Below are 20,743 nucleotides of genomic sequence, written 5' to 3'. Positions count from 1 at the left end.
TCGCTTGCGGGTCTTGGGTGTCAATCATTGGCGCTTGCCCCTTTTTTTCCGCACCGTTTGCGCATAACGAATCGTCCATGCGCTTCATCCTGCCCCTCATCCGCCCCAGCTATGCGCAAAAGCTGTCGCTGGTCGCCGCGATTCCGCTGGTTCTGGCGGTGGCGGCCATCGCGGTCCTGGTGGCGCTCCAGTCGCGCGCGCTGGCCGACCGCGAGATCCGCGCGCTCGAGACGCAACTGCTGGAGGCCAAGAAGGCCGAGCTGCGCAATTACGTCACCCAGGCGCGCAACGGGTTCTACTTTATCTACGGCAGTGCCGCACCGGACGACGATACCGCACGCGACCGCGTGGCCCAGATCCTGTCGGCGATGATCTACGGCAGCGAGGGGTTCTTTTTCGTCTATGACTACGATGGCAACAACATCGTCAGCCCCCGTCAGACGGAGCGGATCAACCGCAACTGGACCGGGCTGACCGACAGCGAAGGCACGCCGGTGGTGGACGAGCTGATCCGCATCGCCCGGCAGGGCGCCGGGTATCACAGCTATCTCTGGCCCAAGCCTTCGACCGGGGAGGAGGCGCGGATGATCACCTATGTCACCAGTTTCCCAAGCTGGCGGTGGGCGGTGGGCACCGGCGTGTTCATCGACGATGTGCTGGCCACGGTGGCGACGGCGCGGGCGGATGTGCAGGCGCGGGTGCAGCGCACCTTCTTCTACATCGGCGGCATCACCCTCACCGCGCTTCTGGCGGTCTTCGGTTCGGGGATGCTGATCAATATCCGCGAACGGCGGTTGGCGGATGCAAAGCTCAAGGAACTGACCCAGCGGGTGTTTGACGCGCAGGAGGAAGAGCGCGGGCGCGTGGCGCGCGAATTGCACGACGGCATCAGCCAGATCCTCGTCGGGGTGCGGTATGCGCTGGACACCGCGCGCCGCAAGCTGGAGCGCGGCGACCTCCCCGCGGCGAGCGGGCCGCTGGCCAAGGGCATCGCGTCGCTGGCCGAGGCGATCACCGAAGTGCGCCGGATCAGCCGTGATCTGCGCCCCGGCGTGCTGGACGACCTGGGCCTTGGCCCCGCGCTCAAGACCCTCGTGCAGGAATTCGAGGACCGGACCGGCATCGACACCACGTTCGAGACGGTGGTGTTTCGCAACCGCCTGGACCCCGACGCCAAGATCGCGCTCTACCGTATCGCGCAGGAGGCACTGACGAATATCGAACGCCATTCCGGCGCAACACAGGTCAGCATCCACCTGCGCGGCCACAAGCAGGGCGCCACCCTGCGCATTTCCGACAACGGCTGCGGGGTCGGCACCGCGACGAACCAGCCCGCGACCGGGCTTGGCCTGCGCAACATGCAAGAACGGGTCGAACAGTTGGACGGGAGCTTGCACATCCGGGCCGCACACCGGATGAAGGGGCCCGCCGGCACCGTGATCGAGGCCACAGTGCCGTTGTCGCATCTGCTGCCACCCGACCCGGAAGCCGCCCCGACAAAGGCCAAAGCATGACCCACCCCGACCAAGACCACCCGACCCGCGTTGCCATCGTCGATGATCATCCGATGGTGGCCGAAGGCATCCAGTCGATCCTTGAGAGCTATGACGATCTTGCGGTCGTCGGCAGCTTCAGTTCCGCCAAGGCGGTGATCGACGCGCTGGATACGCTGGACCCGGATGTGATCCTGATGGATCTGAACATGCCCGACATGGGCGGGTTGACCGCGACCGAGATCGTGCTCGAGCGCCGCCCCGGCACCCGCATCCTCGTGCTGTCGATGCACGACAGCCCGGAATACATCGCCAGCGCGCTCAGTCACGGCGCGATGGGCTATATCCTCAAGGACGTGCCCACCGACGAAATCAAGCAGGCCATCGATGCGGTGATGGCCGGCGAACGGTATCTGTGCACCGGCGCCAAGGGATCGCTGGAGCCCAAGGACGGGACCGCGCGCGAGGCCCTGACGGGCCGCGAGCAGACTATCCTGCTGCAACTGGCGCAGGGCAAATCCAACAAGGCGGTGGCGCAGGCGCTGGATATTTCGGTGCGCACAGTCGAGACGCACCGCAAGAACATCAAGCGCAAGCTGGGCATTTCCAGCACCGCGGGGCTGACCCGCTACGCGCTGGAACACGGGGTGCTGCAGGGAACCGGCGCACGGCTGTGAACGCCGCCGCCCTGCCCCGACACGCGCCCGATCTTTCGCAAAATGTCGCCCTGCGACGTCTGGACGCAAGGAAATGTCGAAATAATGCGGTCTCGGGACATATTTTGCGGCCATTCGGCGGTTGACGCCCCCCGATCCCGGTCATAATGTCCCTCCACGCATTCAGGAGCCAGTGGCAATGACACCGCTAGTCGTAATCGTAGGACACACGCGCATGGGCCGGTAACGGTTGACCATAGTCAGACCCATGCGCCCCCGCCAAAACCGGGGGCTTTTTTATGCGCAAACGATACCCAGGCCGACAGGTCGCAGTTGGAGCAGACACACGATGAAACGCCAAATGTCCGGAGCGAAGATGGTGGTCCAGACCCTGATCGATCAGGGTGTGGATACGGTATTTGGATATCCCGGCGGGGCTGTCCTGCCGATCTACGACGAGATCTTTCAGCAAAACGCCATCAAGCATGTCCTGGTGCGCCACGAACAGGGCGCCGTCCATGCGGCCGAAGGCTATGCGCGGTCCACCGGCAAGCCCGGTGTGGTGCTGGTGACATCGGGCCCGGGGGCCACAAACGCGGTGACCGGCTTGACGGATGCGCTGCTGGATTCCATCCCGCTGGTGGTGCTGACGGGCCAGGTGCCCACATTCATGATCGGCTCGGACGCCTTTCAGGAGGCCGATACCGTGGGCATCACCCGCCCCTGCACCAAGCACAACTGGCTGGTCAAGGAGACCGACAAGCTGTCAGGTGTCCTGCACGAGGCGTTTCACGTGGCCACGCATGGCCGCCCCGGCCCGGTTCTGGTGGACATCCCCAAGGACGTGCAGTTCGCCACCGGCATCTATACCGCGCCCAAGCCGTCGGTGTCGCATTACCAGCCGCGGGTCAAAGGCGACCTTGAGGAGATCACCGAACTGGTCGCGGCCATCGAAAAGGCCAAGCGCCCGGTGTTCTATACCGGCGGCGGGGTGATCAACTCGGGCCCCGCCGCCAGCCAGCTCTTGCGCGAACTGGTCGAGGCGACGGGCTTTCCGATCACCTCGACGCTGATGGGGCTGGGCGCCTATCCGGCCTCGGGCGACAAATGGCTGGGGATGCTGGGCATGCACGGGCTTTACGAGGCCAACATGGCGATGCACGATTGCGACCTCATGATCAACGTCGGCGCGCGCTTTGACGACCGGATCACCGGGCGCATCGACGCGTTCAGCCCGAAGTCGACCAAGGCGCATATCGATATCGACCCGTCGTCGATCAACAAGGTGATCAAGGCCGATATCCCGATCGTGGGCGACGTGGGTCATGTGCTCGAGGATATTCTGAAGGTCTGGAAATCGCGCGGGCGCAAGACCAACGGCGAGGCCCTGGCCAAGTGGTGGACCGAGATCGAGAGCTGGCGCAAGGTCGACTGCCTTGCCTTCACGCAGGAGGGCAAGACGATCCGGCCGCAATACGCGCTGGAACGGCTTGAGGCGCTGACCAAGGACCACGACCGCTATATCTGCACCGAGGTCGGCCAGCACCAGATGTGGGCCGCGCAGTACCTGGGCTTCGAGGATCCGAACCGCTGGATGACATCGGGCGGCCTGGGCACCATGGGATATGGCTTTCCCGCCTCGATCGGGGTTCAGATGGCGCATCCGGACGCGTTGGTGATCAATGTCGCGGGCGAGGCATCGTGGCTGATGAACATGCAGGAAATGGGCACGGCGATGCAGTACAACCTGCCGGTCAAGCAGTTCATTCTCAACAATGAGCGCCTTGGCATGGTGCGCCAGTGGCAGGAATTGCTGCATGGCGAGCGGTATTCGCAATCGTGGTCCGAGGCGTTGCCGGATTTCGTCAAGCTGGCGGAAGCCTTCGGCGCCAAGGGCATCTTGTGCTCGGACCCCGCCGACCTGGACGATGCGATCATGGAGATGCTCAAGCATGACGGGCCGGTGATCTTTGATTGCCTCGTGGAGAAGCACGAGAACTGTTTCCCCATGATCCCGAGCGGCAAGGCGCACAACGAGATGCTGCTGGGCGAGGCCGAGACGCAAGGCGTGATCAAAGCCGAAGGCGCGGTGATGGTGTAGCACGATTTTTAGAAAAAATCGGTCCGGAATTGTCGAATGTTCCGGTTACGGAACTTTAAGGAAGGCACATAAATGTCTGCTCTAAAACTGAAAAAAGGCGCTACAAGCCATTCCGCCTATAACCTGCGTCCGACGTTTTCCGACGTGATCGAACGCCACACGCTGGCGGTTCTGGTGGAAAACGAACCCGGCGTTCTGGCGCGCGTCATCGGATTGTTTTCCGGGCGCGGCTACAACATCGAAAGCCTGACCGTCGCGGAGGTCGATCACCAGGGGCACCTGAGCCGGATCACCATCGTCACCAACGGCACGCCGCAGGTCATCGAACAGATCAAGGCGCAGCTTGGCCGGATCGTCACGGTGCATGACGTGCACGACCTGACGGTCGAGGGCCCCAGCGTCGAACGGGAACTGGCCATGTTCAAGGTCGTCGGGACCGGCGACAAGCGGGTCGAGGCGCTGCGACTGGCTGATATCTTTCGCGCCAGCGTCGTAGACAGCACGTTGGAAAGCTTCGTCTTCGAGATCACCGGCGCCCCGGACAAGATCGACGCCTTTGCCGATTTGATGCGCCCTCTGGGCCTTTCGGATGTGGCGCGCACCGGTGTCGCGGCCCTGTCGCGCGGCGAATAGACGGCTTGCCTAATTAACTGCGGGCCGCCCGGGTGGGGCGGCTGGCCGGTGCGCTGCTGCGGTGCCGGCCGAAGGGAATGACCTGGGCCATCCGTGATGCCGCCGCCGGGCCATGTCCGCGCTCGCGCAAGGAGTCCTGCAGGCTGGCGCCATCGCACTCTCCGATCAGGCGCGGATCGATCACGCGGCGTTTGGAATCGCGCACCAACACGTCGAAGGTCACCACGTCGCCCGCCTCGAACGTGGCACCGTGGCCCCCGCCTCCGCCCTCGGATGCGTCGTAAAAGGCAAGCTCACCCTGATCCTCGCACCACACAACCGCCTTGGACGAGGTTTTGTCGCTCCATAATACTACGCCTATCATCCGACGTCTCACTCATGACTGTTGCGCTAGGACCGTGATAACCCGCGAAACGGGTAATCACGAATTCATTCTTCAGAATGAATACAAAAAAATGTACCAGATGCGCGGACCGGTAGATACCGATTTGTGTCATCTTGACGCCTTTGCGCGTCCGGATCACACTAAACCCTATCCAAAGGCCATCTGACATATCATATTCGGTGGTTGAGCACCTTGCTTCGGAAACGGTCACGCCATGTCCCAGACCAACAAGACGCCTGCCGAACAGCGAAATATGTTCGGCGCCAACCTGCGCATACTGGCGCGCGATTATCCTTCGATCTCTGAACTCGCGCGGCGATTGCGGATCAATCGGACGCAGTTCAATCGCTATCTCGCCGGCGAAAGCTTTCCGCGGCCGGACGTCCTGGCGCGGATCTGTGCCTTTTTCGACGTTGATGCCCGCGTGTTGCTGGAGCCCGTGGACCAGATCGGCAGCACGGCCGATCCCATGTCCTCGCGGTTTCTGCGCGATTTCGTCGGCCGCGCCTCTCAGGATCTTCCCGAAGACGTGTTCCCCAGCGGCTTCTACAGCTTTTCAAGGCGGAGTTTCATCGACGAAAGCAAGTTTCTGCGGGGTTTGGTCCTGATCCACCGCGAAGGGCCCAATACCTTTCTGCGCGGGTTCGAGGCGAAGGCCGCGATGCTGGCCCAAGGGTTGCCCAACGAAAAAAGGGCGCGCGAATTTCGCGGCCTCGTACTGCGCACCGAGGACGGGATCGCCGCCGTCGTCTCGCGACTGGGCGGCGCGACCGCCTCGTTCAACACCCTCAGCCGGGTCGGATCGTTCGACAACAACTTCTGGGTTGGCTTCGTTGTCCGGACCCAGCGCGAGAGCCCAGCCAGCACCCGGATTGCGCGGTTGGTCTATGAACATCTGGGCGATGACTGCGCCAGGGTGATGGCGGTGGCGCGGACCACCGGATTTTGCGAACTGTCCGATCTGCTGCCGTTCCATCAACGCCTTCTCAGGCCGGACGAGCCGCTGACCTGACCCGCCTGCGCATCTGCGTTCCGGTCTCGCTTGGGCCATGTCGCCCCGCGGAAAACGCGGGTCGCTTTGGTCGCGGCCTGCGCGGACTGTCCGCGCTATGATGCCCCAACCCCGCAGGAGAGGCCCCATGACCGCACACGTCACCGATCTGTCGTCCGTTCGCCGCCCCATCGATCAGGCCAACGGCCTGCCCAACGCCCATTACATCGACCCAGGCGTCTTTGACGAGGAAAAGCAGGCGCTGTTGTTCGATCAATGGGCCGGGCTGGCCGTGGCCGCCGACGTGCCCGACGCCGGCGATGCCGTGCCGCTGACCTTTCTGGGGATGCCGCTTTTGCTGGTGCGCGACCGCAATGGCCAGGTCCGGGTGTTTCAGAACACCTGCCGGCACCGCGGCATGATCCTCGTCGAGGAACCGCGCAAGATCGAAGGCGCGATCCGTTGCCCTTATCACAGCTGGTGCTATTCGACCGAAGGCAAGCTGGTCAGCACCCCGCATGTCGGCGGTCCGGGGCAGAACACCCATCCGGCAATCGACCGCGCGCTTCTGGGTCTTGTCGAAATCCGCAGTCATGTCTGGCTCGATGTCATCTGGATCAACGTGTCGGGCACCGCCGCCCCCTTCGAGGTGGCCAACGCCAGGCTGCTGGACCGGTGGCGCGAATTCGATCAGCCGCTCTATCACGGCGGGACCGATAGCCGCTTTCAGATCGAGGTCGCGTGCAACTGGAAGCTGGCGGTCGAAAACTACTGCGAAAGCTATCACCTGCCCTGGGTGCATCCCGGCCTTAACAGCTATTCGCGGCTCGAGGATCATTACCACATCGAGGAACCCGGCCTGTTTTCCGGTCAGGGAACGCTGGTCTACCGGCAACTGAAAGACTACGAGGGAAGGACGTTTCCGGATTTCGCGGGCATTTCCGGCACATGGGACACGGCGGCAGAATATGTGACGGCCTTTCCGAATGTACTTTTGGGCGTGCACCGCGATCATGCCTTCGCGATCATTCTGGTGCCGCAAGGCCCCGAAAGGACGGTCGAGCATGTGCATATCTATTATGCCACGCCCACCCAGCCCGAAGACCTGCGCGCCAAGAACAGCCAGCAATGGAAAACGGTCTTCAAGGAGGACGTGTTCGTCGTCGAGGGAATGCAGCGCGGGCGCCACGGCGTGGCCTTTGACGGGGGGCGGTTCTCTCCGGCGATGGACGGGCCGACGCATCTGTTCCACGATTGGGTCGCGGAAAAGGTCTCCGCGCGGCGGGCAGCGGGCCAGGCCGCCGCACCCTTTGCCGCACAGGCCGCGGAATGACGCCGCTCGATGCGCGGCTGCTGTCGGCACATGACCGCGGTGATGTCGCGGCGCTGGTCGCGCTCTATACCGAGGCCGCGGATCAGTCGCAGTCCGACGACGCGGCCGGGTTCTACCTGACCCACGCGATGGTCTTCGCACTCGATCTCGGCCTGGACGTGGCGCGCGACCTGCGGGCGCGTCTGGTGGATATGGGGCGCGAACACCCCGAGTGACGGATCAGCGCAGGGCCGGGCGTTCCTGCGGCCATCGCGTTGCCTGGTGCCAGCGTTCGGCGATCTGCAACAGCTGCGCATCCGACCCGCGCCTGCCGATCAGTTGCAGCCCCATCGGCAGGCCCGCCTCCCCGAAACCCGCCGGGATGTTCACGGCGGGCAATCCGATCAGGCTGGCCGGCACGACCACCTGCATCCACCGGTGGTAGGTGTCCATCGCATGGCCGGCGATCTGGCGGGGATAGTCCAATGCCCCGTCGAAGGGCCAGGTCTGCGCCGATGGCAGCGCCAGGACGTCGAACCTGTCAAACAGCCCCATCGCGGCGCGGAACCAGTCGGACCGCCTGTGGCTTGCCGCCTGCAGCGCGCGGCCCGACATCGCCCGCCCCCGCTCGATCTCCCAGACCGCCGCGGGCTTGAGATGCACGCGCTTGGCCGGATCTTCGTAGAGCGCGCCCTTGCCGGAGGCGACGGAAAAGCTGCGCAGCGTGATCCAGCTCTCCCACATCGCTTCCGCGTCAAAGGGCGGCGACAGGTCCTCCACCTGCCAGCCCAGTCCCGACATCTGGCCAAGTGCGGCACCGCACAGATCCAGCACACCGGGGTCAAGCGGCAGGGCCCCGCCCCAATCGGCCAGCCAGCCGACCCGCACCGCACCGGGATCGACACCCAGCCGGTCGCGCACCGGGGCCAGTGCCAGCCCAAGCGGCTGTCGCGGATCCGGGCCTGCCATCACGTCGAGCAGCAGCGCCAGATCGCCTGGGCTGCGCGCCATCGGGCCGCTGGTGGAAAGCTGGTGCAGGAACAGATCGCCCTCCGCTTCGGAGGGGACCGCCCCCCAGGTCGGGCGCATGCCATAGACGTTGTTCCACGCCGCCGGGTTGCGCAGGCTGCCCATCATGTCAGAGCCGTCCGCGATGCACAGCATGCCGGTCGCCAGCGCCACCGCCGCGCCGCCCGATGACCCGCCCGCCGACCGCGACAGATCATAGGGGTTATGCGTGGCGCCATGTACGGGGTTGTAGGTATGGCTGCCCAGGCCGAATTCCGGCGTGTTGGTCTTGCCGATCACGATCGCGCCGGCCGCGCGCAACCGCGCCACGACCGGATCATCGGCCGCCGCCACCTGCCCCGCAAACAGCGGCGATCCCTGCGAGGTGGGCAGTTCGGCCGCATCGGCCAGGTCCTTGATCGCGATCGGCAGCCCGTGCAGCGGCCCGCGCGCCGTCTGCGCATCGGCCCGGGCCGCCTCGCGCAAAAGCTCGGCTTGCGGGCGCAGCGACACGATCGCGTTCACGGCCGGGTTAACCGCCGCGATCCGCTCCAGCGTGGCGCGCATCACTTCCACCGCGCTAAGCTCGCGCGCGGCGATCCGTCCCGCCAGGTCGACCGCATCCAATCCCGTCACATCCATCCCGCACCCTCGTCTTTCGCTCCGCCGGCCCTCACCGACGGCGGGGCCATGACAACGCCCCCCTTCTCTTGTTCCGAAATATCCCGGGGGTCCGGGGGCTGGCCCCCGGTGGCGACCCCTCAGTCGGCCCGTGCCTCGGCCCGGCTCTTGCCGCTGACGTTCAAGGCCAGCGTCGCCCCCATCAGCCCGTCCAGATCCCCGTCCAGCACCCCCTTGGTATCCGATGTCTCGAAGTTGGTGCGCAGATCCTTGACCATCTGGTAGGGCTGCAGGACATACGACCGGATCTGGTTGCCCCAGCCCGCGTCGCCCTTGTTCTCATGCGCCTCGTTGATCGCCGCGTTGCGCTTGTCCAACTCCATCTGGTAAAGCCGCGATTTCAGCGCCTTCATCGCGATATCGCGGTTCTGGTGCTGGGACTTTTCGGAACTTGTGACGACGATTCCGGTCGGGATATGGGTGATACGCACCGCGGAATCGGTGGTGTTGACGTGCTGGCCGCCGGCGCCGGAACTGCGGTAGGTGTCGATGCGGATATCGGCGGGGTTGACCTCGATCTCGATGTTGTCGTCGACCACGGGATAGACCCAGACAGAGCTGAACGACGTGTGCCGCTTGGCCGCGCTGTCATAGGGCGAGATCCGCACCAGCCGGTGCACACCCGATTCGGACTTCAGCCAGCCATAGGCGTTCGGGCCGCTGATCTTGTAGGTGGCGGATTTGATGCCCGCCTCCTCGCCCGCGCTTTCGGACTGCAATTCGACCTTGTAGCCCTTCTTTTCCGCCCAGCGGACGTACATCCGTGCCAGCATGTTGGCCCAGTCGCACGATTCCGTGCCGCCCGCGCCCGCATTGATCTCCAAGAACGTGTCGTTGCCGTCCGCCTCGCCGTCCAGCAGTGCCTCCAGCTCCTTCTGCGCGGCGGTTTCGGCCAGCGCTTTCAGCGCGGCTTCGGCATCGGCGACGACTTCGGCGTCATCCTCCATCTCGCCCAGTTCGATCAGGTCGATGTTGTCCTGCAAATCGCGTTCGATCCGCGCGTGCGTATCCATCGCATCGACCAGCATCTGCCGCTCTCGCATCAGTTTTTGCGCGGCGTCGGGGTCGTCCCACAGGTTCGGGTCCTCGACGCGAGCATTGAATTCCTCCAACCGGTGAGGAGCGGTTTCGACATCCAGCCGTTGGGCCAGCAGGTCCGCCGATTTGCGGATCCGATCGACAAGGTTCTGAGCGTCTGCGCGCATGGGATACGACTTTCGGAATTTGGATTGAAGGCTGTGATAGACCAGCGTCCCGTCTGCCACAAGCACCGGGACGGCTGACCGACCGCGCAGGGCTAGTAAAGCCCGCCGGAACTGAGCGTGCCGAAGTTCGCCTTGGGACCGACGACGGCCTTTTCCCCGGTCGAGGTCGTGACCTCCCTGCCCTGGCCCGATCCAACCTCGTCAAAGAGTGGAAGATCGGCGCCCATGGCAAAGCCGCCGTCGAAGGTGATGCCGAAAATCGGCTCTTCGCCGTCGCGGAAATACTCGGCCACCACGCTGGGCCCCGTTGCGTCGTCCGACAGGCGCGCGCCGGTAAAGCGGTCGATCTTGATGAACCGACCGCCCGAAGGCACCTCGAAGGGGCCGCCGCCGTATTTCGCCACGGCCCGGGTCATGAACTCCTGGAACACCGGGCCGCACAGGCTGGCGCCATAGGCCCCCTTGCCCAGCGACCGCGGCTGGTCGTAGCCGATATAGCAGCCCGCGACGATGTTGGAGGTGAAGCCGATGAACCACACGTCCTTGGCGTCATTGGTGGTGCCGGTCTTGCCCGCGGTGGGCACCGACAGGTTGACCGTGCCGCTGGCGGTGCCGCGGTCCACGACCCCCTTCATCATCGAGGTCAGTTGATACGCGGTGATCGGATCCATCACCTGGTCGCGGTTGGAAATGATGCGCGGGCCCAGGCCCGGTTCAAGCGTTGGCTTTTCGCAATCGTAGCACAGGCGTTCGTCGTGCCGGTAGATGGTGCGGCCATAGCGGTCCTGCACGCGGTCCACCAGCGTCGGCTGCACCCGTTCGCCGCCATTGGCGAACATCGCATAGGCCGCAACCATCTGGTACAGCGTCGTTTCCTCGGAGCCGAGCGCATTGGCAAGGAACCGGCCCATGTTGTCATAGACGCCAAAGCGTTCGGCGTAATCGGCGACGATGCCCATGCCGACCTCCTGCGCAAGGCGGATGGTCATCAGGTTGCGCGATTGTTCGATCCCGGTGCGCAGCGGCGTCGGGCCATAGAACCTGTTGGACGAATTGCGCGGGCGCCACAGCCCCTGCGGCGTGTCGATCTCGATCGGTGCGTCGATGACGATGGTCGCCGGGCTGTAGCCGCTGTCGAGAGCGGCGGCATAGACGAAGGGCTTGAAGCTCGATCCCGGCTGCCGCTTGGCCTGCGTGGCGCGGTTGAACACGCTCGCCTGGTAGGAAAAGCCGCCCTGCATCGAAATCACGCGGCCCGTGTCCACGTCCATCGCGACGAAACCGCCCTGCACTTCCGGCACCTGCCGCAATGTCCAGCGGACAAAGCTGCCGTCGTCGTCACGCGTCATGCGGCGCACATGCACCACATCGCCCACCGCCAGCAGATCACCCGCCACCCGCGCCGTTGAGCTCAGCTTGCCGTTCTCCAGCCGCTTGCGGGCCCAGCCGACGTCCTCGGCGGTGATGAAGTGGCCGTCCTCGTCCTCCTCAACGCCCTCGATCCCGATGCGCGCGCTGGTGTCGCCCACCTCCAGCACGACGGCCGGATACCACTGGCCGTCCAGGTCGATATCGCGCGCCACGCGCAGGTCGGCCAGCGCCGCGCGCCAGTCGGCTTCGGTGCCCAACTGATCGGCGGGAATGGTCTTGCGGGTGCCGCGCCAGATGCCCCGCCCGCGGTCATATTGCTCGAGTTCGCGGCGCAGGGCGTTGGCGGCCACCGGCTGCAGTTCCTGGTCGATCGTGGCGCGAACCGTCAGTCCGCCGGTAAAGAATTCGCCCTCGCCGAAGTCCTCGGACAACTGGCGGCGAATCTCGTCGGTAAAGTAGTCGCGCGGTGGCAGCTCTGCCTTGAAGCTGTCGAAATCGCCGTTCTGGACGGATTCGAGCGGCGCATCGACCTCGACCTGATATTCGGCCTTGGTGATATAGCCGTTTTCCTGCATCTCGCGCAGCACGAAGTTGCGCCGCGCCAGCAGCCGGTCTTTCTGGCGTACCGGGTGGTAATCGCTGGGCGCCTTGGGCAGGGACGCAAGGAATGCCGCCTCGTGCGCGTTGAGATCGTCGAGCGTTTTGTTGAAATAGGTCTGCGCGGCTGCGGCCACGCCATAGGAGTTCTGCCCGAGGAAGATTTCGTTGAGATAGAGCTCCAGGATTTTTTCCTTGTCCAGCGTCTCTTCAAGCCGGGCAGCCAGGATGATTTCCTTGATCTTGCGCTCGGCCCGGCGGTCGCCCGACAGCAGGAAGTTCTTCATCACCTGCTGGGTGATCGTGGAGGCGCCGCGCACATCGCGGCCACGCGATTTGACCGCGTCGACCGCTGCCGCGGCGATGCCGCGCAGGTCATAGCCTTCGTGATCGTAGAAATTCTTGTCCTCGGCAGAGATGAACGCCTGCTTGACCAGATCGGGAATGTCGCTGGCGGGCACGAACAGCCGCCGTTCCTGGGCGAATTCGTCGATGATCTGGCCCTGGCCCGAATAGATCCGGCTGATCGTGGGCGGGGTGTACTGCGCCAGCGATTCATGGCTGGGCAGGTCGCGGCCATACATCCAGAATACCGCGCCGACAGTCAGCGCGGTCATGCCGATGGCCAGCGTCAGGGCGGTGAAGATGCCGCCGAAGAAAGACAGGATAAAACGAAACACGGGACCTTACTGCACCTTTCGCGCGGAATTGTGCACCAGTCTATAGGCGCTTGGCGCGGGATGGTCAAAACACGATCCTGTCCGGCGGTGGCCAAATCATGCCGAAAACCCCGTGCTCGGCGGGCTATTGGCGCACCAGCGCGCGCCGCGCCTCGTCCCGGTCGCGCCAGGCCAGAATCGCGTCCGCCATCGCGGCCACGGCGACCGCGCGCCACACCGGATCGCGCAGGTTGTTCAGGTCGCGTTCCGAACTGAGGAATCCGACCTCGACCAGGATCGACGGGATATCGGCGGATTTCAGCACCGAAAACCCCGCGCGCCGCAATGGGCGGCTGTTCATCGGTCCGCCCGCGGCCTTCATGCCCGCCACCAGGCTGTTGGCCAGCGCCAGCGATCGCGGTTCCGTTTCCTGCCGGGCCAGGTCAAGCAGGATGCCGGCCACCTGATCGTCCGATCCCGTCAGGTCGGCGCCCGCGATGATATCGGCCCGGTTGTGCCGCGCGGCAAGCTGTTCGGTGGCGCTGTCGCTGGCGGCGTCCGACAGGGTATAGACCGTCGCACCCTGTGCACCCCCCTGGCTGAGGATATCGGCGTGGAGCGACACGAACACATCCGCACCCGCCCGATGCGCCAGCGCCACGCGGCGTTCCAGCGACACGAAGATGTCCTCGTCGCGCGTCAGCACCACGTCGGCCAGCCCGGACCGGACCAGCGTATCGCGCAGGGATCGCGCGATGGTCAGCATCAGGTCCTTTTCGGTGACACCGTCGCGCTCCGCGCCCGGATCGATGCCGCCGTGGCCGGGGTCGATGACCACGACAAAGCGGTCATCACCGGCGGGCGCGGCATCGGGCAGCGCGGGGCCGCGCGGCCAGAGGGCGTTGGCGGGGGCGCCCGCGGCGGCGGCGAAGTCCTCGGTGCGCGCGGGTCTGAGGGTGATCGACAGTTCCGCCCGGCCCGTCACGGGATCCACCGGCATGGCAATGTCGTCGGGCAAAAGCGGCCCCGCGAGGTCGGCGACCAGGCGCGACCAGCCGGGCTGGAACGCGCCGAAGCGGGCCGCCACGACGCCATCCGTCTCTGCCAGCAGCGCGTCGGCGGTCACGCCCGACCAGTCGGCCTCGCGGAAATCGACGACAAGCCGGGGCGGGTCGGCAAGGGTGAACACCCGGAACGGCACGCCCTGGCTGAGCGCGAGGGTGATCTGCGTCGTACCGCGCCAGCCATCGCGGATCGCGCTGGCGGCGGGATCGACCCGCGCGATGGCGGTCAGGTCCTGCGCCGCGCCGCCCGATGGAACGGGGCCGGCGATCGCCAGACCCAACATAAATATCAATGCCTTGCGCATCATGCCTGTGTTCTGCCCGCTGTGACCTTGTGGTCTTTTGCGGCACCCTAGCGCAGTGCGACTGCGATGGGAAACCCTTTGGCTATCGCGCGGCCATGAAGTGCTGTAGCCGCGCCAGGCCCTCGGTGATGTCCGCGGTGGCGCGCGCATACGAAAACCGCAGCGTGGTATGCCCGCGCACCGGGTCGAAATCGAGGCCCGGCGTCACCGCGACGCCCGCCTTGTCGAGGATCTCGGCGGCGAAGGCGCGGCTGTCGGTGGTCAGGTCGGACACATCCGCATAGACGTAGAACGCACCGTCGGGCGGGGCGATGCGGGTAAATCCGGCCCGCGGGAGCCCCTCCAGCATCAGCGCGCGATTGGCGCGGTACACATCCATGTTGGCCTGCAGTTCATCGTCGCAGTCCATCGCGGCCAGCGCGGCGATCTGGCTGGCGTGCGGCGCGCAGATGAACAGGTTCTGCGCGATCCGCTCGACGATGCGCACCTGGTCGCCGGGCACCACCATCCAGCCCACGCGCCAGCCCGTCATCGAAAAGTACTTGGAGAACGAATTGATGACATAGGCGTCGTCGGTGATCTCAAGCGCGGTCACGGCCTTGGCCTCGTATTCGATGCCGTGATAAATTTCGTCCGAGATGAAGGACGCGCCCGCGCCTGCACAGGCGTCGATCAGCGCCGACATCGCGGTGCGGTCCAGCATGGTGCCGGTGGGGTTCGCGGGCGATGCGACCATCAGCCCGGCAAGGTCAAGCCCGGCAAGGTCCGACGCGACCGGCTGATAACGGTGCTCGGGCGCGGTGGGCAGATCGACCGGCTGCAGCCCCAGCGCGTGCAGGATCTGGCGGTAGCTGGGATAGCCCGGCGCGCCGATGCCGACCCGGTCGCCGCTGTCGAACAGCGCGGTAAAGGCCAGCAGGAAGGCGCCCGACGACCCGGAAGTGACGACCACGCGCGCCGGGTCAAGATCGACGTCGTACCAATCGCCGTACAGCCGGGCGATGCGCGCCCGCAGCTCCGGCAGCCCCAGCGCCACGGTATATCCCAGCGCATTGTCGCGCATGGCCCGCGCCAGCGCCTCGGTGGCGGCGCGGGGGGCGCCAGTGCCGGGCTGTCCCACTTCCATGTGGATGATATGGCGGCCCGCCGCTTCGGCGGCGCGCGCGGCCTCCATCACATCCATCACAATGAAGGGATCCACCGCTGACCGGGTTGAGTTTCGCATCTGTTCGTTCCTACTCTGGCGCATGACCTTTCACCGTGTATTCCCGCTGGCGTCAATCCCGGCCCTGTTGCTTGCGCTGATCGTGACGATGGGTGCGACCCAGGGCGCAAGGGCGGCCGGGCTGTTGCGCGATGCCGATCTGGAACACGGGCTGGAACAGGTGGGCGCACCGGTGCTGCGGGCGGCGGGCCTGAACCCCGCGCGGGTCAAGATCCTCGTGGTGAACGACAGCACGCTCAACGCCTTTGTCGTCGGCAACGATGCCATTTTCATCCACTACGGGCTGATCAACCGGATGGACACCGCGGCCATGCTGCAAGCGGTGATCGCGCATGAGGCGGCGCATATCGCCAACGGCCACATCACCCGGCGGATGACCAACATGGCCAATTCGCGCACGATCAGCGGGCTCGGCATGGCCCTGGCGGCGGTGGCGGCCGCCAGCGGCAACGGGCGCGCGGCGGCAGGTGTGGCGCTGGGCTCCGCCGGATCGGCGCAACGCGCGTTTCTCGGCCATACGCGGGCCGAGGAAGCCTCGGCCGACCAGTCGGGCGTGCGCTACATGACGGCGGCGGGTGTCGATGCGCAGGGCCTGCGCGATGTGCTGGATCTATTTCGCGGACAGGAATTGCTGGCCGAAACGCGGCAGGATCCCTACCTGCGCAGCCATCCCCTGTCGCGCGACCGGCTGCGCGCGGTCGAGGCCTATGCGGCGGCCTATGGTCGCAAGGCCGGCCCGGACCCCGCCGCCGCCTATTGGTTCGCGCGCGTCAAGGGCAAGCTGAGCGCCTATACCCGCGCGCCGAAATGGACACTGCGGCGGCTGGGCGACAGCCCCTATGCCGATGTGCGCCTGCTGCGCGAGGCCGTGGCCGAGCATCGCCAGTCGCGCACCAAACAGGCCCTGGGCGCGATCGACCGGGCCATTGCCGTGCGCCCGGGCGACCCGTTCCTGCACGACATGCGCGGTCAGATCCTGATCGAGACGCGCAATTTCGGCGCCGCCGTGGCCGCCTATGGCCGCGCCGCGCAGCTTGCCCCCGGCGATCCGTTGATCCTGTCGGGCTATGGGCGCGCGCTTTTGGCCGCCGGCCAGGTCGGCAAGGCCCTGCCCGTTCTGGAGCGCGCCCGGTCGATCGATTTTCGCGACGGATCCATGCTGCGCGATCTGTCGGTCGCCTATGCGAAAACCGGCCAGACCGGACTGGCGGCCCTTGTCACCGCCGAACGCTACGCCCTGTCCGGCCGGCTCGAAGACGCCGGAATTCACGCCAGACGCGCCAGCGGCCTGCTGCCGCGCGGGTCTGGCCCTTGGCAACGCGCACAGGATGTGGTGAGTGCATCCGAGCGCGCCGCAAAACGGAGATAAACCGATGATGACCAAACGCCTTTTCATTCCCGCCCTGCTGGGCGCCCTTGCCCTGGCCGCCCCGGCCCGTGCGCTGGACCTGACGCAGATGACGGAGACCGAACGCGATCTTTTCCGGGCGGAGGTCCGTGCCTACCTGATGGAAAACCCGCAGGTGATCATCGAGGCCGTCAACGCGATGGAGCAGCGCAACGCCGAGGCGCAGGCACAGGCCGATCTGACCATCGTCAGCGACAACGCCGAAGCGATTTTCAGCGACGGCTTTTCCTATGTCGGCGGCAATCCCGACGGCGACATCACGCTGGTCGAATTCATGGATTACAAGTGCGGCTACTGCAAACGCGCCTACACCGAAGTCGAAAAACTGCTGAGTGCCGATGGCAATATCCGCTTTATCGTCAAGGAATTCCCGATCCTGGGCGAACAGTCGATGCTGGCCTCGCGCTATGTGATCGCGGCCAAGCAGATCGCAGGTGGCGACGCCTACAAGGCGCTGCACGATGCGCTCATGGTGTTCAACGGCGACATCACCCTGCCCGCGCTGGCGCGGTTGTCGTCCACCTACGGCCTGGACGACGACGCGATCCGCGCCCGCATGGGCAGCGAAGAGGTGACACGCGAAATCGCCGAAACCCGCGCGCTTGCCCAGACGCTGCGCATCACCGGCACGCCCACCTTCGTGGTCGAGGACGAGATGGTGCGCGGCTATTTGCCGTTCGACCAGATGCAGATGATCGTCGACGACAAGCGCGACGAGGGATGACACCCGCCGCGCGTGGCTTTGGCGGCTGACTGCCGGTGCTGTCGCGGCCCGTGCCATGCGCCGCGCGTTCGATGCCGATCTGGGGCGTTGCCCGGCGATCTGGCGCTGCGGATATCGCGCTTTGCATTGCGCCCTAGTGTCCGGGGTTCACGCATGTTTTGGATGAATTAAAGCATAAATCAACGGGTTAAGGGGCGAAATTCATGTTGCGCAACCTAGCAACACGCCGGGCGCAAAACCCGGCGGCGTGGTTGGATCTGCGCGATTCGCCGTTCTACGTGTTGCCCGATCAGATGCCGCGCGGGGACTTGCCGCGCGCCGTATTGGCCCGCTGTCTCGCGCGCCCGAAGCCGTGCTATTCGGCGGCCTTTTCCGCCGCTTTCTCTGCCGCTTCGATCGCCTCGGCCTTCTTCTCGACCTCTTCGACGATGTGGTCGATCATCATGTCGTTGCTCATCTTGTGGCTTTGTTTGCCCGCCAGATAAACCATGCCCGATCCGGCGCCGCCGCCGGTGAAACCGACATCGGTCATCAGCGCCTCGCCCGGCCCGTTCACCACGCAGCCGATGATCGACAGGCTCATCGGGGTCTTGATATGCTCCAGCCGCTGCTCGAGCGCCTCGACCGTCTTGATCACGTCAAAGCCCTGCCGGGCGCAGCTTGGGCAGCTGATGATGTTCACGCCCCGGTGCCGCAGCCCCAGCGACTTGAGGATCTCGAACCCCATCTTGACCTCTTCGACCGGATCGGCGGACAGGCTGACGCGGATCGTGTCGCCGATGCCCATCCACAGCAGGTTGCCCATGCCGATGGCGGATTTCACGGTGCCGGACATCAGGCCGCCCGCTTCGGTGATGCCAAGGTGGATGGGGGCGTCGGTGGCCTCTGACAGCTTTTGATAGGCGGCGGCGGCCATGAAGACGTCGGACGCCTTGCAGCTGATCTTGAACTCGTGAAAATCGTTGTCCTGCAGGATCTTGATATGATCCAGACCGGATTCGACCATCGCGTCGGGCGTGGGTTCGCCGTATTTTTCCAGCAGGTGGCGTTCCAGCGAGCCGGCGTTCACGCCGATGCGGATCGAGCAGTTGTGATCGCGCGCCGCCTTGATGACCTCGCGGACGCGTTTTTCGTCACCGATGTTGCCGGGATTGATGCGCAGGCAGGCTGCTCCCGCCTCCGCGGCTTCGATCCCGCGCTTGTAGTGGAAATGGATGTCCGCGACGAGCGGCACCGACACCTCAGGCACGATCTGGCGCAGGGCCTTTGACGATGCCTCGTCGGGTACGGAGACCCGCACGATGTCGGCGCCCGCGTCGGCGGCGGCGTTGATCTGGTTGATCGTGGCGGCGACATCCGTGGTCAGCGTGTTGGTCATCGTCTGAACCGAAATCGGGGCATCGCCGCCGACCGGGACACGCCCCACCATGATCTGACGCGAGGTGCGGCGATGGATGTTGCGCCAGGGTCGGATGTGGTTCAGCGACATAGGGGCTGGGGCCTTTCGAAAACACGCGGACCACCTCAAGCTAATCGCTTGGGTGATGCGTCGCAATGGGGTGCGACAGTCACGTTGGGACGGAAATTATTCGGTGGCGGCGGCGGGCGACTGCGCTTGCGCCTGCAGTTCCACAACGGTGGTCGCCAACGCCTCGTCCGAGGCCAGATCGGCGACGGCATAGATACCGCGCAGCGCATCGGCATCCAGCGCGAGGTTGGATGTGACCGACCCCTTGGCCCCGGCGGGGCCGTAATACTGTCCGCCCATCGCGAAATAGATCGCGCCGCTTTCACCGGTGCGAAGGGTTGGCGGTTCTTCGGTCAGGGGGGCATCCCAAGCGTCGCCGGGTTCCATGATCCCCTCGAAGATCACCGTGCCATCGGCCGCGCGCACGCGCACCCACGAGGGGCGAACCGCGACCATGCGCAGGGCCGGGCCCGCGGCCTCGACCACTTGCGGGATTGCCGATGGGGCACCGCCCGCCGCCACGCGCCCGTCCTGCAAGGCGTCGGGTGCGTCGGTGGGGCTCAGGCCGGCGATCAGGGTGCTGTCGCCCAGGGCCGGCGTCGCGTCGGTGAAATTGCCGATGGTGCGCGGGTCGATGGAGGCGATGGGCGCATCGCGCGCGACCAGAACGGGCACGTCCAGCGCTTGCGGGCGGTACAGCCGGTCCAGCGCGTCGGCACGCGGCTGATCCGAAATGCGCTGCGGTGACACCGGGTTGTTCGCACTGTCGGGAAGCTGTGCCAACGCGCCATCCAGCGGATCCAGATCGGACAGGACGACAGGCGTCTGATCGACCGGGGCCACCTGTACGCGCTGGACTTCCTGCAGCACCGAATAACCGCCAAAGCCGATCGCACCGATCAGGCCGATCAGAACGAGCGAGGATCCGACCGCACTGGGCTCGATCCGCGACCAGAACGCTTCGCCCACGGGGACAAAGGGCGTGTTGGGACGCGAGAAGATATCGGCGTCCGTGTGGCGCGTCAGCCGGTCTTCGCGGCTGGGTTTCTTGATGACCGACGCCTTGTCGGACATGCCATGCGCCACGGAAAACCCGCTTTCGGTGCAAAACGCGGCAAAGGCCTTGTCCGGGTCCATCCCCAGATAGCGCGCATAAGACCGCACGTAGCCTGCGATGAAACCGGGCGTGTCAAAGGCTTCGGGATCGGCGTTTTCGATGGCCGCGATATAGGCCGCCTTGATTCGCAGTTCGCGTTGAACATCGAGAAGGGATTTGCCGAGCGTCGCGCGTTCGCCGCGCATGACGTCGCCCAGACGCAATTCGAAATCGTCGAACGCCTTGCGTTCAACCGTTTCTTCCACCGTCTTGGAGGACCAACGCCCAATCATAACACTGCCCCGTTACTCTGCCCTGTATGCCGCCTCATCCGCCGCAAGCCGTTATCCGATCGTCCCCA

General features: G+C 65.3%; 17 protein-coding genes. 9 read left to right on the top strand and 8 right to left on the bottom strand.

Going from position 1 to position 20,743, the window contains the following annotated elements:
• The first annotated feature begins 77 nt into the window (after window positions 1-77).
• The 4 genes from FDT80_RS02170 (at window position 78) to ilvN (ending at window position 4,883) form a co-directional block, all read left to right on the top strand.
• Window positions 78-1,514 carry a cache domain-containing protein gene (locus FDT80_RS02170; protein ID WP_138660594.1) on the top strand — a complete coding sequence of 479 codons (1,437 nt, stop codon included), beginning with the start codon at window positions 78-80 and terminating at the stop codon, window positions 1,512-1,514.
• On the top strand, window positions 1,511-2,170 hold the full coding sequence (locus FDT80_RS02165) for a response regulator transcription factor (protein WP_138660593.1): 660 nt from the start codon (window positions 1,511-1,513) through the stop codon (window positions 2,168-2,170). The genes FDT80_RS02170 and FDT80_RS02165 overlap by 4 nt, the downstream gene beginning before the upstream one ends.
• Window positions 2,171-2,498: 328 nt before the next feature.
• Complete coding sequence (locus FDT80_RS02160; protein WP_138660592.1) at window positions 2,499-4,250, top strand: acetolactate synthase 3 large subunit; 1,752 nt, start codon at window positions 2,499-2,501, stop codon at window positions 4,248-4,250.
• Window positions 4,251-4,322: 72 nt separating this feature from the next.
• A complete protein-coding gene (gene ilvN / locus FDT80_RS02155; RefSeq protein WP_138660591.1) occupies window positions 4,323-4,883 on the top strand; it encodes an acetolactate synthase small subunit in 561 nt (186 codons plus the stop codon).
• A gap of 13 nt (window positions 4,884-4,896) precedes the next feature.
• Here ilvN and FDT80_RS02150 read toward each other — a convergent pair whose 3' ends face one another.
• Window positions 4,897-5,247, bottom strand: coding sequence for a hypothetical protein (locus FDT80_RS02150; RefSeq protein ID WP_138660590.1), 351 nt, complete (start codon window positions 5,245-5,247; stop codon window positions 4,897-4,899).
• 235 nt (window positions 5,248-5,482) lie between these two features.
• On the opposite strand from FDT80_RS02150, the gene FDT80_RS02145 reads away from it, so the two are divergent.
• The 3 genes from FDT80_RS02145 to FDT80_RS02135 all read left to right on the top strand — a co-directional run bounded on the left by FDT80_RS02145 (window position 5,483) and on the right by FDT80_RS02135 (window position 7,807).
• Window positions 5,483-6,280: a helix-turn-helix domain-containing protein gene (locus FDT80_RS02145; RefSeq protein ID WP_138660589.1), complete on the top strand. Its 798-nt coding sequence runs from the start codon at window positions 5,483-5,485 to the stop codon at window positions 6,278-6,280.
• A gap of 127 nt (window positions 6,281-6,407) precedes the next feature.
• Window positions 6,408-7,592: an aromatic ring-hydroxylating oxygenase subunit alpha gene (locus FDT80_RS02140; protein ID WP_138660588.1), complete on the top strand. Its 1,185-nt coding sequence runs from the start codon at window positions 6,408-6,410 to the stop codon at window positions 7,590-7,592.
• Entirely contained in the window at window positions 7,589-7,807 is a 219-nt protein-coding gene (locus FDT80_RS02135) for a hypothetical protein (RefSeq protein WP_138660587.1), read from the top strand. Before FDT80_RS02140 ends, FDT80_RS02135 begins: the two co-directional genes overlap by 4 nt.
• Before the next feature lie 4 nt (window positions 7,808-7,811).
• On the opposite strand, the gene FDT80_RS02130 is transcribed toward FDT80_RS02135, so the two are convergent.
• From FDT80_RS02130 to FDT80_RS02110, 5 genes are all read right to left on the bottom strand, one after another.
• Entirely contained in the window at window positions 7,812-9,221 is a 1,410-nt protein-coding gene (locus FDT80_RS02130; RefSeq protein WP_138660586.1) for an amidase, read from the bottom strand.
• Window positions 9,222-9,340: 119 nt separating this feature from the next.
• Window positions 9,341-10,465, bottom strand: a complete 1,125-nt coding sequence (gene prfB / locus FDT80_RS02125; RefSeq protein WP_138660585.1) for a peptide chain release factor 2 — start codon at window positions 10,463-10,465, stop codon at window positions 9,341-9,343.
• Window positions 10,466-10,557: 92 nt separating this feature from the next.
• Window positions 10,558-13,113, bottom strand: coding sequence for a penicillin-binding protein 1A (locus tag FDT80_RS02120; protein WP_138660584.1), 2,556 nt, complete (start codon window positions 13,111-13,113; stop codon window positions 10,558-10,560).
• 124 nt (window positions 13,114-13,237) lie between these two features.
• Window positions 13,238-14,440: an N-acetylmuramoyl-L-alanine amidase gene (locus FDT80_RS02115; protein WP_246039806.1), complete on the bottom strand. Its 1,203-nt coding sequence runs from the start codon at window positions 14,438-14,440 to the stop codon at window positions 13,238-13,240.
• 103 nt (window positions 14,441-14,543) lie between these two features.
• Window positions 14,544-15,686, bottom strand: a complete 1,143-nt coding sequence (locus FDT80_RS02110) for a pyridoxal phosphate-dependent aminotransferase (RefSeq protein WP_138660582.1) — start codon at window positions 15,684-15,686, stop codon at window positions 14,544-14,546.
• A gap of 22 nt (window positions 15,687-15,708) precedes the next feature.
• Between FDT80_RS02110 and FDT80_RS02105 the strand changes: the two genes are divergently transcribed.
• Together FDT80_RS02105 and FDT80_RS02100 are read left to right on the top strand one after the other, a co-directional pair.
• Window positions 15,709-17,055, top strand: coding sequence for a M48 family metalloprotease (locus tag FDT80_RS02105; RefSeq protein ID WP_138660581.1), 1,347 nt, complete (start codon window positions 15,709-15,711; stop codon window positions 17,053-17,055).
• A gap of 7 nt (window positions 17,056-17,062) precedes the next feature.
• Window positions 17,063-17,818 (top strand): DsbA family protein, encoded by a 756-nt coding sequence (locus FDT80_RS02100; RefSeq protein WP_425471972.1) that lies wholly within the window; start codon window positions 17,063-17,065, stop codon window positions 17,816-17,818.
• A gap of 355 nt (window positions 17,819-18,173) precedes the next feature.
• Here FDT80_RS02100 and ispG read toward each other — a convergent pair whose 3' ends face one another.
• Both ispG and FDT80_RS02090 read right to left on the bottom strand, forming a co-directional pair.
• Window positions 18,174-19,307, bottom strand: a complete 1,134-nt coding sequence (gene ispG, locus FDT80_RS02095; protein ID WP_138660579.1) for a flavodoxin-dependent (E)-4-hydroxy-3-methylbut-2-enyl-diphosphate synthase — start codon at window positions 19,305-19,307, stop codon at window positions 18,174-18,176.
• Window positions 19,308-19,403: 96 nt separating this feature from the next.
• A complete protein-coding gene (locus FDT80_RS02090; RefSeq protein ID WP_138660578.1) occupies window positions 19,404-20,675 on the bottom strand; it encodes a helix-turn-helix domain-containing protein in 1,272 nt (423 codons plus the stop codon).
• Between the last annotated feature and the right edge of the window lie 68 nt (window positions 20,676-20,743).

The sequence above is a fragment of the Sulfitobacter sabulilitoris genome, assembly GCF_005887615.1.
Lineage (GTDB): Bacteria > Pseudomonadota > Alphaproteobacteria > Rhodobacterales > Rhodobacteraceae > Sulfitobacter_E > Sulfitobacter_E sabulilitoris.
The sequence above is the reverse complement of the archived record's forward strand: the minus strand, read 5'-3'. Positions and strand labels throughout refer to the sequence as shown.

Coding starts and splice junctions, on each gene's coding strand:
- FDT80_RS02170 (WP_138660594.1), top strand. CDS start 78: ATGCGCTTCATCCTGCCCCTCATCCGCCCCAGCTATGCGCAAAAGCTG.
- FDT80_RS02165 (WP_138660593.1), top strand. CDS start 1,511: ATGACCCACCCCGACCAAGACCACCCGACCCGCGTTGCCATCGTCGAT.
- FDT80_RS02160 (WP_138660592.1), top strand. CDS start 2,499: ATGAAACGCCAAATGTCCGGAGCGAAGATGGTGGTCCAGACCCTGATC.
- ilvN (WP_138660591.1), top strand. CDS start 4,323: ATGTCTGCTCTAAAACTGAAAAAAGGCGCTACAAGCCATTCCGCCTAT.
- FDT80_RS02150 (WP_138660590.1), bottom strand. CDS start 5,247: ATGATAGGCGTAGTATTATGGAGCGACAAAACCTCGTCCAAGGCGGTT.
- FDT80_RS02145 (WP_138660589.1), top strand. CDS start 5,483: ATGTCCCAGACCAACAAGACGCCTGCCGAACAGCGAAATATGTTCGGC.
- FDT80_RS02140 (WP_138660588.1), top strand. CDS start 6,408: ATGACCGCACACGTCACCGATCTGTCGTCCGTTCGCCGCCCCATCGAT.
- FDT80_RS02135 (WP_138660587.1), top strand. CDS start 7,589: ATGACGCCGCTCGATGCGCGGCTGCTGTCGGCACATGACCGCGGTGAT.
- FDT80_RS02130 (WP_138660586.1), bottom strand. CDS start 9,221: ATGGATGTGACGGGATTGGATGCGGTCGACCTGGCGGGACGGATCGCC.
- prfB (WP_138660585.1), bottom strand. CDS start 10,465: ATGCGCGCAGACGCTCAGAACCTTGTCGATCGGATCCGCAAATCGGCG.
- FDT80_RS02115 (WP_246039806.1), bottom strand. CDS start 14,440: ATGTTGGGTCTGGCGATCGCCGGCCCCGTTCCATCGGGCGGCGCGGCG.
- FDT80_RS02110 (WP_138660582.1), bottom strand. CDS start 15,686: ATGCGAAACTCAACCCGGTCAGCGGTGGATCCCTTCATTGTGATGGAT.
- FDT80_RS02105 (WP_138660581.1), top strand. CDS start 15,709: ATGACCTTTCACCGTGTATTCCCGCTGGCGTCAATCCCGGCCCTGTTG.
- FDT80_RS02100 (WP_425471972.1), top strand. CDS start 17,063: ATGACCAAACGCCTTTTCATTCCCGCCCTGCTGGGCGCCCTTGCCCTG.
- ispG (WP_138660579.1), bottom strand. CDS start 19,307: ATGTCGCTGAACCACATCCGACCCTGGCGCAACATCCATCGCCGCACC.
- FDT80_RS02090 (WP_138660578.1), bottom strand. CDS start 20,675: ATGATTGGGCGTTGGTCCTCCAAGACGGTGGAAGAAACGGTTGAACGC.